We start from the raw sequence: 13,023 nt of genomic DNA, 5'->3' as shown, positions 1-13,023 counted from the left end.
AACGCGGGGTCACTTAACGCCTATGCCGGGCCCCAACATCGGCCTTAAGTGACCCCGCGTTGCCTTAAGAAGGGGCGTTCCTGAGGCCAAGGTAGATCTTGTCCCGCGCGATGGGCAGCTCGGCGAAGCGGACGCCTGTAGCATCGCGGATGGCATTCGCCAGTGCAGGGGCCACCGGGTTGAAGGGGCTTTCACTCATGGACTTCGCTCCCAGCGGGCCCATTTTGTCGTTGGTATCGGCGAAGTACACCTCGCTCCGCGGCACGTCCGCAAAGGTTGGAATGTGGTACTGCCGCAGGATGTCCGTGGTCACCCGGCCGCCGTCGTCCACCACCACTTCCTCGTACAGTGCAGCACCCAGGGCCTGCGCGATGCCGCCCTCGATCTGGCCGCGGCACTGCCTCGGATTGACCACTACCCCGGCGTCCGCGGCCTGGACGCTCTGCAGGATCCGCAGCTCGCCGGTGCCGCGGTTCACCGCAACCCGGAAGCCGTGCACGTTGAAGGCGACGGACCGCGGCGTGCCGCCCCATCGTCCTTCCGCCGCCAGTTCGACGCCGGCATCCGCGGCCGCCTGCGCGAGTTCCGACAGCGGGACGGGAGTTCCCTCACAGATGACGGAGTCGCCGTCGAGGATGCAGCCCGACGACTGGACCTGGCGGATTCCGGCAGCGAACGCCCGGATGCGGACTGCGAGTTCCTCTGCTGCCGCGAGCGTCGCTTTGCCTGCAACTACAGTTCCCGCCGATCCGAACGCCCCTGTGTCGTGTTCGATCAGGTCCGTGTCCGACTGCCGCACAGCGACCCGGGAGGCCTCCGTGGACAGCGCTGTGGCCGCGAGCTGGGCGTGCACTGTGGTGGTGCCGTTGCCGAACTCCGCAGTGCCGACGTCGGCCTGGTAGCTGCCGTCCGGCAGGAGCCGGAGCTTCGAATGGGCAAAGTGGCCGCGCGGCGGTGCGGTGTCGATCATGGACAGCGCAGTCCCTTCGCCTGTGGTCCACTCAGGTCCCAGGTCGTCGAGCCCGGCGGCGCGATAACGTTCGCGGCCCCGTTCCAGCGCGTCCCGGACCAGGTTTGTGCACTGGTCCAGGCCGTAGCTGCCGTAGTGGACGTCCTCCTCGGGCTCCGGATGGGTGGACAGCATATGGTCCCCCTCCCGCACCATATTCAGGCGCCGGAATTCCAGCGGGTCCATCCCGATGCCCACAGCGAGCTCGTCCATGCCGGATTCGATGGCGAAGATCATCTGGCTCAGGCCGTAGCCGCGGAACGCTCCGGAGGGCACCGTGTTGGTATACACGGCACGGGCATCCACTTTCTTGTTGGCGCATTTGTACACGCCCAGCGATTCGCCGCAGCCATGGAACATCACGCCGGGTGCGTGGTTGCCGTATGCGCCGGTGTTGGTCAGGACGTCCAGCTGAAGTGCCGTCAGCCGGCCTTCGGAGCTGGTGCCCGCTTTGAGCCGTATGGTGAAGGGGTGCCGGGTGGTGGTGGCGGTGAACTGCTCGGTCCGGGTCAGTTCAAGCTGGACGGGCCTGCCCAGTTTCATTGCTGCGAGCGCCACGATGTCTTCCGTGAGCACTTCCTGCTTGCCGCCGAAGCCCCCGCCCACACGTCCGGCCACCACATGGACCTTCTCCTCTGGCAGTCCGAAGACCCGGCACAGGGTCCGGCGGACCAGGAACGGGACCTGGCTGGATGTGCGCACCTGCAGCCTGCCGTCCTTGTCCACGGACGCGATCGATGCGTGCGTTTCCAGCGCCACATGCTGAACCCGCTGCGTCTGGTACGTCTGTTCGTGAATGAAGTCCGCGGCTGCGAAGCCATCCGCGACGCTTCCAAGTTCGGAGTGCAGTTCGGCTACGACGTTCCCGTCCGGCCTGGCGATCCTGGCGGTCTGGCTGTCCTTGTCGCCGTGCACGAGTGGGGCGCCCTGCAGCACGGCCTCCTGCGGGGTGAACACGGCGGGCAGCTCCTGGTACTCCACCTCGAGTGCCCGGACGCCGGCTTCCGCCGCAGCCACCGATTCCGCCACGACGGCGGCGACCCGCTGTCCAATGAACCTGACAACATCATCCAGCACCCGGGTGTCATCCGGATCGTCTGTATAAAGCTCGTGCTGCGCCGTGGAGAACAGCTGCGCCGGGGCGTCCTGGTGCGTGAGCACCGCCACCACGCCGGGCACTTTCAGCGCCGCCTGGGTGTTGATATTGAGCACGCGGGCGTTGGCGTGCGGCGACCGAAGGAGTTTCAGGTGCAGCAGCCCTTGGAGCTGATTGGCAGGAACATCGAGCGTGTAGCGGGCCGCTCCGGTGACAATCGCGAGGCTGGCGGGGGCTGCGGCATCATCACCGAGTTGGCCGCGGCGTGGTTCCGGCTGGCCTTCCCCTGCGATCCCGGACCCGGGTCCGGCCGGATCAGGGTGGCCGGCGTGCCCGCAGACAGCGTCCTCAATGGCCCGGTATCCCGTGCAGCGGCACAGGTTGCCCTTCAGGTTTCTGGGCAGGTCATCCTTCTGGTCCGGGGTGAAGGTGGCGGCTGTCATCAGCATCCCGGCCGTGCAGAAGCCGCACTGGAAGCCCTGGCGCTCCAGGAACTGCTGCTGCATCGGATGCAGTTCCCCGCCCGCAACGCCGGAGGCATCTGCCAGGCCTTCGATGGTGGTGACGGCGTGCCCGTCGGCCCGGACAGCGGGGTAGATGCAGCTGTGCACCGGCATGCCGTCAACGTGGACGGTGCAGGCTCCGCAGTCGCCGCCGTCACAGCCTTTTTTGACGCCCAGGTTGCCTTGCTCACGGAGGAAAGTCCGCAGGCATTGACCGGGGCGCGGCGCCGCCTGGGCCGGAGCGCCGTTGATGTCGATGGCCATCAGGCCCCTTCCTGCGGTGCAGTGGTGTGCTGTCCCGATGCTTTGCGTGGCGCTGGCGGCCAGAAATCCCCGGAAACCCGGGCAGGAACGCTGGCGTCAGCTGTTGCAAGCTCCGCCCGGATCTCCTCGGCCAAGCGGTAGGTCATGTCCCGCCGCCAGGCAGGAAGCCCATGGATATCGTCGTGGTACACGGTGCCGGAAATGGCTTCGTCCAGGGCTGTCACCAGGGAGGCGGCATCCGGCATCCCTTCGAAGCGGAGCTGTACGGGGCGTTTGGTCGCGGCGGTGACGGTCAGGACCAAGGATGCACCGCCGTCGAGCCGTCCAATCAGCAGCACTCCTGACCGGCCCAGGTTGCTCAGCGAGAGGCGGCGGAACGCCACCCGGGAGGCAAGGGCCGACGCCGGGAGGTGGATGCTGCGCAGCAGTTCGCCGGGTGCCAGGCAGTTTTGTCCGTCCCCTGTCACGAAGTCGGCCACCGGCACTGTCCGGCTGGTGCCGCCGGGTCCGAGGATGGTGGCAACCCCGTCCAACCCGGCGCAGAGGGAAATCACGGGCCCTGCGGGCAGCGACGTGCAGAGGTTGCCGCCCACGGTGGACATGTTCCAGACCTTGAAGGAGGCAACAAAGGAGTCGCAGCACGGCCGGATCAAGTCCAGGCCCGGCCATTCCGGATCGGGCCCGGCCGGATTCGAGGACAGGGTATCGGGAAGGGCATAAAGTTCCGCGACAGTACAGGTGGCGGCAAGCTCGATCCCTGCGCCAGTTGTTCCTGCGCCGCTTGTTCCTTCGCCGCTTGTTCCGTCTGACACTGTTACCGCCGGCCAGCCTGCCGAGCCCAGGTCCAGCAGGCGTTTCAGCGGTTCGGCTCCGAACGCGTAGCTGCCATAGGAAAACAGGACCGTGCCGCCGGCCAGCCAGGCATCGCCGGGGCGCCAGTCGGCCGGATCCGTGGTTCGGACCACAGCCTCGATGGTGTTCATGTCCACGCGGTCTCCTGCCCTGCGGCGTGGGCCGGGGCGGCTTCGCTGGCAGGGCCGCTGCTGATCGGGTCCGGGTTGGCCGTCGGGATCGGGTTGCTGATAGAGCTCCTATGGATGGGTCCGGAGGTCGCCTGGAGCGGGACATGGGACGCTGTGGGGTTGCGGGCCGCAATGATCTCGGCGGTGATGGAGACCGCCACCTCCGCCGGAGTAACCGCACCCAGGTCCAGGCCGAGGGGTGAATGCAGCGCTGCGATCCGCTCAGGGCGCACGCCGGCCTCCAGGAGGGCATCGACGCGGTGGAGGTGGCTGCGCCGGGACCCGAGCGCGCCGACGAATGCGACATCCAGTGCAAGGGCAGTTTCCAGCAGCGGGATGTCGAACTTGGGGTCATGAGTGAGGACACAGAGCACCGTTCGGGCGTCCACCCGCCCGGCAGCCGATTCGCCCGCCAGGTACCGGTGCGGCCATTCGATGACCACTTCATGGGCAGAGGAAAAGCGCTCCTGCGAGGCGAAGGCCGGCCGTGCATCCACGAGGGTCACGTGGTAACTGAGCAGCCTGGCGGCCGGCAGCAGGGCGGCACTGAAGTCGTTCGCGCCGAATACCAGCATCCGGGGAGCCGGCAGCCGGCTCTCCACCAGCAGGGTGATCGGTTCATCTCCAACACACATGCCGGCGGGCGCGAGACGCACCAGCCCGGTCCGGCCGCCATGCAGCAGCGGTTCGAGCTGGGCGGCAGCTGCCAGCATCGCCGCAGCCGTATCGGAGGGCTGCGGGTGCAGGTCCGCGTCCAGCCCCAGGAGCCGGGCAATTTCCGCAGAGCCGGTGACCACAAATGTGGCCGGATCCGCCACTGTCACCAGGCCGGAGCCGTTGGAGTCTATGCGGCGGATCAGTGCCAAAGGCTCCGAGGCTCCGCTGGAAGCCAGCCGCTGAAGTCCGGCCACGGACGGGGATCCGTGGGTCCCGTCCGGACCGGCAGGTTCAATGTGCACGTCAAGCTCGCCGCCGCAGGTCAGACCGACGGCGAACGCATCGGTGGTGCTGAACGCGAACCTTTCACGGCGGATGCCGCCGTCGTCGATTGATTCCAGGGCGGCCGCCACCACGGCTCCTTCCACGCAGCCGCCGGACAGGCTGCCCAGGACGGACCCTGACTCGGAGACCAGCATGGACGTCCCCACCGGCCGGGGCGCCGAGCCTGTCGCGGACACAATAGTGGCAATGGCAAAGCGTTGGCCCGTGGCGACCGACGTCCAGCCGCTGAGCGAAGGGATCAGGTCCAGCATGGCGGCTCTCCTTTTTCCGTCGCTGTGGTGATTTCCATATTGTCGTTCCTATCGGGGTCCGGGGAAAGCATGGGCCCTGATAGGGACGAGGGGCGGTTCCGACGGTCAGCCGCCGAGCAGGACGTTGATCGGACCGCGGGCGAAGTAGACCAGGAACCCGGCGCTCACCACCCACATAAGGGGATGGATCTTTTTCGCCTTGCCCGAGGCCGCTCCGATGATGGCCCAGGACACGAAGCCCACACCAATGCCGTTGGCAATCGAGTAGCTCAGGGGCATGGTGACGATCGTGAGGAAGGCGGGCAGGGCCACGGAGAACTTACTGAATTTGATCTCGCGGATCTGCGCCATCATCATTGCCCCCACCACCACCAGTGCCGCTGCCGCTACTTCCAGCGGAACCACGCTGGTGAGCGGGGTGAGGAACATGGAGCCCAGGAAGAGCACTCCCGTGACCACGGACGCGAGTCCGGTGCGGGCGCCCTCGCCGATTCCGGCGGCGGAGTCAATGTAGACAGTATTGGAGGATCCCGAGGTTGCCCCGCCGGCCACGGCGCCGAAGCCCTCGACGATGAAGGCTGACTTGAGGCGCGGGAAGGTGCCGTCCTTATGTGCCAGGCCGGCGCTCTTGGCCAGCCCGGTCATGGTGCCCATGGCATCGAAGAAGTTCGTGAACACCAGCGTGAACACCAGCATGGTGGCGGCGAGCCCGCCGATCCTGCCGAAGGCGCCGAACATGTCGAAATGGCCGACCAGTCCCAGGTCAGGGGCGGACACGAGCTGCCCCGACAGCACCGGGGTGTTCAGGTGCCAGCCGCCGGGGTTGGTGGCACTGGCGGTGCCGAGCTTCAGGGCCGCTTCCACCACGGCGGCCAGCACGGTGGTGGCCACAATACCGATCAGCAGGCCGCCCTGGACCTTCCGTGCAACCAGGATGCCCATGGCCAGCAGGCCCACCACGAAAACGAGGGTAGGGATTGAAGTGATGGACCCGTCATTGCCCAGCTGGACGGGCGGACCGCCCGCCGTCGGCCGGATGAAGCCGGAGTCCACAAAGCCGATGAAGGCGATGAACAGGCCGATCCCTACCGTGATCGCGGCCTTGAGCTCCTTGGGAACGGCCCGGAAGATGGCAGTGCGGGCGCCGGTGACCCCGAAAAGCACTATCAGCAGTCCATTGATTACCACCAGCCCCATTGCCTCGGGCCACGTGACTTCGTGGACCACGGAAACGGCCAGGAACGAGTTGATTCCCAGCCCTGCGGCCAGTCCGAACGGGAGGTTCGCCACAAGCCCGAAAAGGATGGTCATGATGCCGGCTGTCAGTCCCGTGACCGCGCCGATCTGGGCGGCTGACAGCCAGCCTCCCGCAACGTCCGCGGGCGCATTCTCCGCGCTGAAACCGCCAAGGATCAGCGGGTTCAGGATCACGATGTAGGCCATAGTGAAGAAAGTGACCAGTCCGCCACGGAATTCGCGGGCCAGGGTGGAGCCGCGCCGGGTGACCTGGAAGAACCGGTCCAGTGCAATGTTCGACGCCGGCAGCTTGGGCGCGCCTGATCCCGGCTGGGCGGTGCGGGGCGATGGAGCCGGATGCTCCTCGTGGGAGCGGTCAAGGATAGTCATGTCAGCCACCGGTCCCTAGTAATCGATCCTGGATTCGAGCGTGTTCCAGGTGTTGAAGGGCTCCAGCGGTGTGGGAGCCAGGGAATCGACAAGCTCCAGTTTGGCCACCGGCATCAGGGAGTCCCGGTCCTGGTTTTCGAAGTACTCGTAGAAGACGGCGTCGTCGAAGCCTACGGATGCGGCGTCATGGCGGTCGGCAGCGAAGACTACCCTGTCAATCCGAGCCCAGAGTGCTGAGGCCAGGCACATGGGGCATGGTTCGCAGCTGGTGTAGAGGACGGCACCGCTGAGATCGAAGGTGCCTAGCTCCCGGCATGCTCTGCGGATGGCCGTGACCTCGGCATGGGCGGTGGGATCGTTGTCGGCAGTGACCCGGTTGACGCCGTCGAACGACTGTCCGTCTTGCGTGACGATCACGGCGCCAAAAGGGCCGCCGCTGTTCAGGACGTTGGCCGTTGCCAGCTGGATGGATCTGGCCAAATGTTGTTCGGCCGTGACGGTGGTACTCATGATGCGACTCCCTTTGCTTGGAAGCCGGTACCCCGTGCGGGACCAGTAGAACCAGATGCGACGGTTACCAGGCTTCAGCATGTGCTGTGAAGGTTAAGTTGCGCCTGGTAGATAGCTTCCCGAAGCCCGGGTGCCCGCCTTTGGCAAGATCGAGGTTAGCACCGGAATGTGGGCTGCGCCATACTTTTCTGGAAATTAGTTTTCGCGATGTGAAATCCATGTTTCCGGGTCTTAACCCCGTCCAACCGGTCTTCCGCGAACCTAGTCAGCAGGTTTGCCCGGGCGTAGGCTGGCAGCATCGGCGCCGGAGCCGAGGCCCCTGCGTCGAACCCTAACCGATGAAGGAGTACTAATGAGCGTCGTACGTGAATTCATGACCCCCAACGCGCAGTGCGTCAGGGAAGACCAGACGCTGCAGGAAGCAGCAGCTATGATGCGTGACCTTGACTGTGGATCGCTGCCGATCTGTGGCAACGACGGCAAACTCAAGGGCTTCATCACGGACCGTGACATCGTCATCAGGTGCGTTGCCGAGAATATGGATCCCAGGGATGTCAGGGCCATGGATCTGGCCCAGGGCACGCCGCACTGGATCGATGCCGACGCAAACATCGACAAGGCTATCGAGATGATGGAGAGGTACCAGGTCAGGCGCCTTCCCGTCATCGCCGACCACAGGCTGGTGGGCATTATCAGCCAGGGCGACATCGCACGCAACTACTCGGAAGCGCGCACCGGCGAACTGGTGGAGCACATTTCAGCCAAGAAGCGCATGGAGAACATGGCGTAGTACCTGGCTGCAACCAACCCAAGCGCCACGGAGATGTCCGGGGCGCTTGTCTTTGCCCCGCCGCCGGCCTGGCTGCGGCACCCGATCGTTGCTAGCGTGGCGGCATGAACCCGTCGAAGACCCCGGCCGAGATCCTCACCATTGCCGGCCACGAGGTTCGCATCTCGAGTCCGGACAAAGTCGTGTTTCCCGAGCCCGGACTGACCAAGCTTGACCTGGTGCACTACTACCTCTCCGTCGCGGAGGGTGCGCTCCGCGGCGCCGGCGGCCGGCCAATGGTGCTCAAGCGCTTCCCGAAAGGCATCGACGCCGAGCCGTTCTTCCAGAAGCGCGTTCCGGAAAACCATCCCGACTTCATCGACACGACCACGCTGCACTACGCGTCCGGGACGTCGGCGGAAGAGGCTGTTCTCCGGGATGCCGCAGGCCTGGCCTGGGTTGTGAACCTGGGCTGCCTGGACCTCAACCCGCATCCCGTGCGCGCCGAGGACCTGGAGCACCCCGACGAACTCCGCGTCGACCTCGATCCGATGCCGGGAGTCGACTGGTCCCAGATCGTGGACACTGCGTACGTCGCGAGGGAGGTCCTTGAGGATGCGGGACTGGTGGGGTGGCCGAAGACCAGCGGGTCGCGCGGACTCCACATCCTGGTGCGCATCTCACCGCAGTGGTCATACCGGGACGTGCGGCTCGCCGCCGAGACCCTTGCCCGCGAGGTCGAAAACCGTGCTCCGGGGCTCGCGACGGCGCGGTGGTGGAAGGAGGAGCGCGGCGAGAGTGTGTTCGTCGACTTCAACCAGAACGCCAAGGATCGTACCGTCGCGTCAGCATATTCAGTCCGGGCCCTGCCCGACGCCCGGGTGTCGGCGCCGCTCACCTGGGACGAGGTCCGCTCGGCCCGCCCGGAACGATTCACTGTCCGGACGATGCCCGGGCGTTTCGCCGACATTGGCGACCCTCACGCGGGTATCGACGACGCCGTCGGAACACTCGAAGGGCTCCTCGCCCTGGCCGACGAACTCGGCCCCGCAGAGAAGCCGCCACGCGGCGGCGACGGCTCAGGCCGCCGCCAGTCGACGATGCCGCTCCTCGAGGTGGCCCGCACCAAGACCAAGCCTGAGGCCCTCGCGGCGCTCGACGAATGGAAGGCCCGGCACCGCGACGTTCTTTCGGCCCTGCACCCGGCCGATGTGCTCATCGACGGAATGCGCGGATCAAGCTCGCTCTGGTACCGGGTGCGGGTAAACCTGCAACACATCCCGGAAGCGGAGCGCCCCGCCACAGGAGGAGCTCATCGCCGATTACGACCCCTGGGCGGGCAAGGAATGGCCGGGGCGCCTGCAGTAGCAGGCAGAATCCGAATTTTCTGTGGGTGATGTACAGCGCAGCGATGCTGGGCTACTGTGGAAATCAGTTCGTGGCTTGGGTCACGTAACCTGGGAGCAGCAGGCAGGGTCGTAATGAGCTGGCATCAATGGATGCCGGCTCTTTTTTGTTGGGTCGGCTCCACCGGAAATGCGCTCGACATGTGCGCTTAATTTCAGTGATGGAACGTTGGTTCCACTTACCGGAAGTTGGGAACAGACCATGAACAACAAGATCGTCCTCGGCCAGAACCAGTACGGAAAGGCCGAAGTCCGGGTCGTCAAGATCACCCGAGATACAGACCGCCACGAGATCGAAGACCTGAATGTCACCTCGCAGCTGCGCGGTGACTTCGAGGCCGCCCACCGTGAGGGCGACAACGCCCACGTGGTGGCCACGGACACCCAGAAGAACACCATCTACGCCTTTGCCCGCGAAGGTGTTGGCTCCCCGGAGGCCTTCCTGCTGCGCCTCGGCAATCACTTCACCTCCAGCTTCGACTGGGTGAGCGGCGGCCGCTGGGAGGCGGAATCGTACAGCTGGGACCGGATCCGGGCCCACGGCGCGGAGCACGACCACTCCTTCGTCCGCAATGGCCAGGAAGTCCGGACCGCTGTCCTGGTGCGCGACGGCGCCACGGCCCACCTCCTTTCCGGGCTCAAGGACCTGACGGTCCTCAAGTCCACCCAGTCCGGTTTTGTGGGGTATCCCAAGGACAAATACACCACTCTCCCGGAAACCGCCGACCGCATCCTGGCCACCGACGTTTCCGCCCGCTGGCGCTACAAGACCGGAATTGACTTCCGCGCGCTGGATTTCAACAAGAACTACGACGACGTCAAGGCCCTCCTGCTCGAAGGCTTCACCGAGAAGTACTCGCACGCCCTCCAGCAGACCCTCTTCGACATGGGCACCAAAGTCCTGGAAGCCCACAGTGAGATCGATGAGATCAGGTTTTCGATGCCCAACAAGCACCATTTCCTGGTAGATCTCTCCCCGTTCGGCCTGGATAACCCCAACGAAGTCTTCTTCGCGGCCGACCGCCCCTACGGCCTTATCGAGGCCACCGTCCAGCGCGACGACGCCACGCGGGCGGACATGGCATGGGCCGGCATCGCGGGCTTCTGCTAAGGCTCTGCCAACGGCTCGGGTCAGTTGCGGTTGAGCTCGTTCGAGATGGCCTGGGCGGCTTCGCGCAGGAGCGGAACTGCCCGCTCGCCGAAGGACTGGTCCACGCGTGACACCGGCCCGGAGACGGAGATCGCCGTGGGGGTCGGGGCGTTGGGCACGGCCATGGCGAAGCAGCGGACCCCGAGTTCCTGTTCTTCCTCATCAATCGAGTAGCCGCGCTCACGGATCCGGCCTAGGTCGGCAAGGAGGGAATCGATGTCGCCGATGCTCCTGGCAGTGGGCGTGGGCATGCCGGTGCGGCCCACGATGCCGCGGACTGCCTCGTCATCCAGCTGGGCCAGGATGGCTTTTCCCACCCCGGTGTCGTGGGTATGGGCGCGGCGTCCCACCTCGGTGAACATCCGCATGGAATGGAGGGAAGGGACCTGGGCCACGTAGATCACCATGTCGGAGTCGAGCACTGCCATATTGGAGGTCTCCCCCAGCCGGTCCACCAGGGACTTCAGCTGCGGGCGGGCCACGGCGCCGAGCTGCTTGTTCGCACCTTCACCCAGCCTGATCAGGCGGGGCCCGAGCGCATACCGGCGGTTGGGCAGCTGCCGGATGTAGCCCAGCGTGACCAGGGTTCGGAGGAGCCGGTGGATGGTGGGCAGCGGAAGATCCGTGGAGGAGGAAAGTTCGCTCAGCGTGACATCCCCGCCGGCATCAGTGATCAGTTCCAACAGTTCGAAGACGCGCTCAACCGACTGCACGCCACCTGGGGCCTTTTCAGCCATTCTTGCTCTCCCGCGGGCCTAAGTTCCGACAACTCTTATCCGCATCGTGAAAAGAGTTGCCCTTCAAGTCCCAACATACATCACAGCCCCGAAGCCGTCGACGAACTCAGTGGGCTTGTATTTCCACAAAGTAGATAATAATATCCATGATACGAAAACATTGAGAATGAAGCACCAGCCAGCCGACAGGCCCAACAGGAGGACATTCAATGGCGAACCCTAGTCCCGGAAATTCGATCACCCTGCGCGTGGAAGCACCGTCCAGCTTCTCTGCCACCAGCGAACTGGCCGCAGCCGTCGGCGCGGCCGGAGCAGCCATCACAGCCCTGGACGTCAGTGAATCGCACCACGAGACGCTCGTCGTCGACGTCACCTGCAACACCACTGACGACGACCATGCCGCCCGCGTGAAGGATGCCCTCAACGCGCTCGACGGCGTCTCGGTCCGGAAAGTCTCCGACCGCACCTTCCTGATGCACCTGGGCGGCAAGCTCGACGTTGTCCCGAAAGTAGCCCTGCGCAACCGCGACGACCTCTCCCGTGCCTACACACCCGGCGTCGCCCGCGTCTGCCTGGCCATTGCCGAGGATCCGGCAATGGCCCGAAACCTGACCGTCAAGCGCAACACCGTTGCCGTTGTCACTGACGGATCGGCCGTCCTGGGGCTCGGCAATATCGGATCCGCCGCGGCCCTGCCGGTCATGGAAGGCAAGGCCGCCCTGTTCAAGCAGTTTGCCAACGTGGATGCCTGGCCTGTCTGCCTGGATACCCAGGACACCGAGGAGATTATCAGGATCGTCAAGGCCATCGCCCCTGTCTACGGCGGGGTGAACCTCGAAGACATTGCGGCCCCCCGCTGCTTCGAGATCGAGAACCGCCTGCGGGAGGAACTGGACATCCCGGTCTTCCACGACGACCAGCACGGTACGGCAATCGTCACACTGGCTGCCTTGGTCAATGCCCTCCGCGTGGTGGGCAAGAATCTGGAAGAGGTCAGGATCGTGGTGTCCGGCGTCGGTGCGGCAGGCAGCGCCATCATCCAGCTGCTCAAAGCCCAAGGGGCCCGGCATATTGTTGCCGCCGGCCGCTCCGGCGCCATCCATTCCGGCGAGGACTACACTGACGAGCACCGCAGCTGGATCGCCGCCAACACCAATGAGGAGGGGTTCGCCGGAACGCTGCACCAGGCGCTCAAGGGTGCGGACGTTTTCATCGGGGTGAGCGCGCCGCACGTGATCGGCGAGGAACAGGTGGCGTCGATGGCCGAGGACGCCATCGTGTTCGCCATGGCCAACCCGACGCCGGAAATTGACCCCGTGGCCGCAGCCCGGCACGCCGCAGTGGTTGCCACCGGACGCAGCGACTTCCCCAACCAGATCAACAACGTACTGGCGTTCCCTGGCTTCTTCCGGGGGCTCCTGGACGCCGGAGCCTCCGATATCACGCCCGAAATGCTGGTGGCCGCCGCGAAGGCCATCGCCAGCCGGGTCGCTGACGATGAGCTCAATGCCAGTTACATTATCCCCAGCGTCTTTGATCCACACGTTGCCGCGGACGTCGCGTCAGCCGTGGCTGCAGCAGCCCACGCTGCAGCCGAAGCCCGGGACACGGCGGCGGCCCTTGCCTCCGGTGCCGCCTCAGCTTCCGCCTGATTCACCGCCAGTTTCGCAGCCAAAGG

9 protein-coding genes and 1 pseudogene are annotated in these 13,023 nt (G+C 65.4%); 4 read left to right on the top strand and 6 right to left on the bottom strand.

Annotated features, from left to right (window positions below; all coding sequences use genetic code 11):
- Window positions 1-64: 64 nt before the first annotated feature.
- The 5 genes from QFZ40_RS02290 to QFZ40_RS02270 all read right to left on the bottom strand — a co-directional run bounded on the left by QFZ40_RS02290 (window position 65) and on the right by QFZ40_RS02270 (window position 7,283).
- Window positions 65-2,872: a molybdopterin-dependent oxidoreductase gene (locus tag QFZ40_RS02290; protein WP_306902630.1), complete on the bottom strand. Its 2,808-nt coding sequence runs from the start codon at window positions 2,870-2,872 to the stop codon at window positions 65-67.
- On the bottom strand, window positions 2,872-3,861 hold the full coding sequence (locus QFZ40_RS02285; protein ID WP_306902629.1) for an FAD binding domain-containing protein: 990 nt from the start codon (window positions 3,859-3,861) through the stop codon (window positions 2,872-2,874). Before QFZ40_RS02285 ends, QFZ40_RS02290 begins: the two co-directional genes overlap by 1 nt.
- A complete protein-coding gene (locus QFZ40_RS02280) occupies window positions 3,852-5,147 on the bottom strand; it encodes an XdhC family protein (RefSeq protein ID WP_306902628.1) in 1,296 nt (431 codons plus the stop codon). Before QFZ40_RS02280 ends, QFZ40_RS02285 begins: the two co-directional genes overlap by 10 nt.
- 105 nt (window positions 5,148-5,252) lie before the next feature.
- The gene (locus QFZ40_RS02275; protein ID WP_306902627.1) at window positions 5,253-6,773 is read right to left on the bottom strand and encodes an NCS2 family permease; all 1,521 of its coding nucleotides are present in this window, start codon (window positions 6,771-6,773) and stop codon (window positions 5,253-5,255) included.
- Between the two features lie 15 nt (window positions 6,774-6,788).
- Window positions 6,789-7,283, bottom strand: a complete 495-nt coding sequence (locus QFZ40_RS02270; protein WP_306902625.1) for a nucleoside deaminase — start codon at window positions 7,281-7,283, stop codon at window positions 6,789-6,791.
- Window positions 7,284-7,635: 352 nt separating this feature from the next.
- On the opposite strand from QFZ40_RS02270, the gene QFZ40_RS02265 reads away from it, so the two are divergent.
- The 3 genes and pseudogenes from QFZ40_RS02265 to pucL all read left to right on the top strand — a co-directional run bounded on the left by QFZ40_RS02265 (window position 7,636) and on the right by pucL (window position 10,569).
- Complete coding sequence (locus tag QFZ40_RS02265) at window positions 7,636-8,073, top strand: CBS domain-containing protein (protein ID WP_306902624.1); 438 nt, start codon at window positions 7,636-7,638, stop codon at window positions 8,071-8,073.
- 104 nt (window positions 8,074-8,177) lie between these two features.
- A pseudogene (ligD, locus tag QFZ40_RS02260) lies at window positions 8,178-9,420 on the top strand (non-homologous end-joining DNA ligase).
- 240 nt (window positions 9,421-9,660) lie between these two features.
- A complete protein-coding gene (gene pucL, locus QFZ40_RS02255; protein WP_306902623.1) occupies window positions 9,661-10,569 on the top strand; it encodes a factor-independent urate hydroxylase in 909 nt (302 codons plus the stop codon).
- Window positions 10,570-10,589: 20 nt separating this feature from the next.
- On the opposite strand, the gene QFZ40_RS02250 is transcribed toward pucL, so the two are convergent.
- Window positions 10,590-11,345 carry an IclR family transcriptional regulator gene (locus QFZ40_RS02250; RefSeq protein WP_306902622.1) on the bottom strand — a complete coding sequence of 252 codons (756 nt, stop codon included), beginning with the start codon at window positions 11,343-11,345 and terminating at the stop codon, window positions 10,590-10,592.
- Window positions 11,346-11,554: 209 nt separating this feature from the next.
- Between QFZ40_RS02250 and QFZ40_RS02245 the strand changes: the two genes are divergently transcribed.
- A complete protein-coding gene (locus QFZ40_RS02245; protein ID WP_306902621.1) occupies window positions 11,555-12,997 on the top strand; it encodes an NAD-dependent malic enzyme in 1,443 nt (480 codons plus the stop codon).
- The last annotated feature ends 26 nt before the right edge of the window (window positions 12,998-13,023 follow it).

Origin of the sequence: Arthrobacter pascens (genome assembly GCF_030816475.1) — a bacterium.
Lineage (GTDB): Bacteria > Actinomycetota > Actinomycetes > Actinomycetales > Micrococcaceae > Arthrobacter > Arthrobacter pascens_B.
The sequence above is the reverse complement of the archived record's forward strand: the minus strand, read 5'-3'. Positions and strand labels throughout refer to the sequence as shown.

Excerpts from the sequence above, each read along its gene's own strand:
- QFZ40_RS02290 (WP_306902630.1), bottom strand. The coding sequence starts at position 2,872 with ATGGCCATCGACATCAACGGCGCTCCGGCCCAGGCGGCGCCGCGCCCC.
- QFZ40_RS02280 (WP_306902628.1), bottom strand. The coding sequence starts at position 5,147 with ATGCTGGACCTGATCCCTTCGCTCAGCGGCTGGACGTCGGTCGCCACG.
- QFZ40_RS02275 (WP_306902627.1), bottom strand. The coding sequence starts at position 6,773 with ATGACTATCCTTGACCGCTCCCACGAGGAGCATCCGGCTCCATCGCCC.
- QFZ40_RS02270 (WP_306902625.1), bottom strand. The coding sequence starts at position 7,283 with ATGAGTACCACCGTCACGGCCGAACAACATTTGGCCAGATCCATCCAG.
- QFZ40_RS02265 (WP_306902624.1), top strand. The coding sequence starts at position 7,636 with ATGAGCGTCGTACGTGAATTCATGACCCCCAACGCGCAGTGCGTCAGG.
- pucL (WP_306902623.1), top strand. The coding sequence starts at position 9,661 with ATGAACAACAAGATCGTCCTCGGCCAGAACCAGTACGGAAAGGCCGAA.
- QFZ40_RS02250 (WP_306902622.1), bottom strand. The coding sequence starts at position 11,345 with ATGGCTGAAAAGGCCCCAGGTGGCGTGCAGTCGGTTGAGCGCGTCTTC.
- QFZ40_RS02245 (WP_306902621.1), top strand. The coding sequence starts at position 11,555 with ATGGCGAACCCTAGTCCCGGAAATTCGATCACCCTGCGCGTGGAAGCA.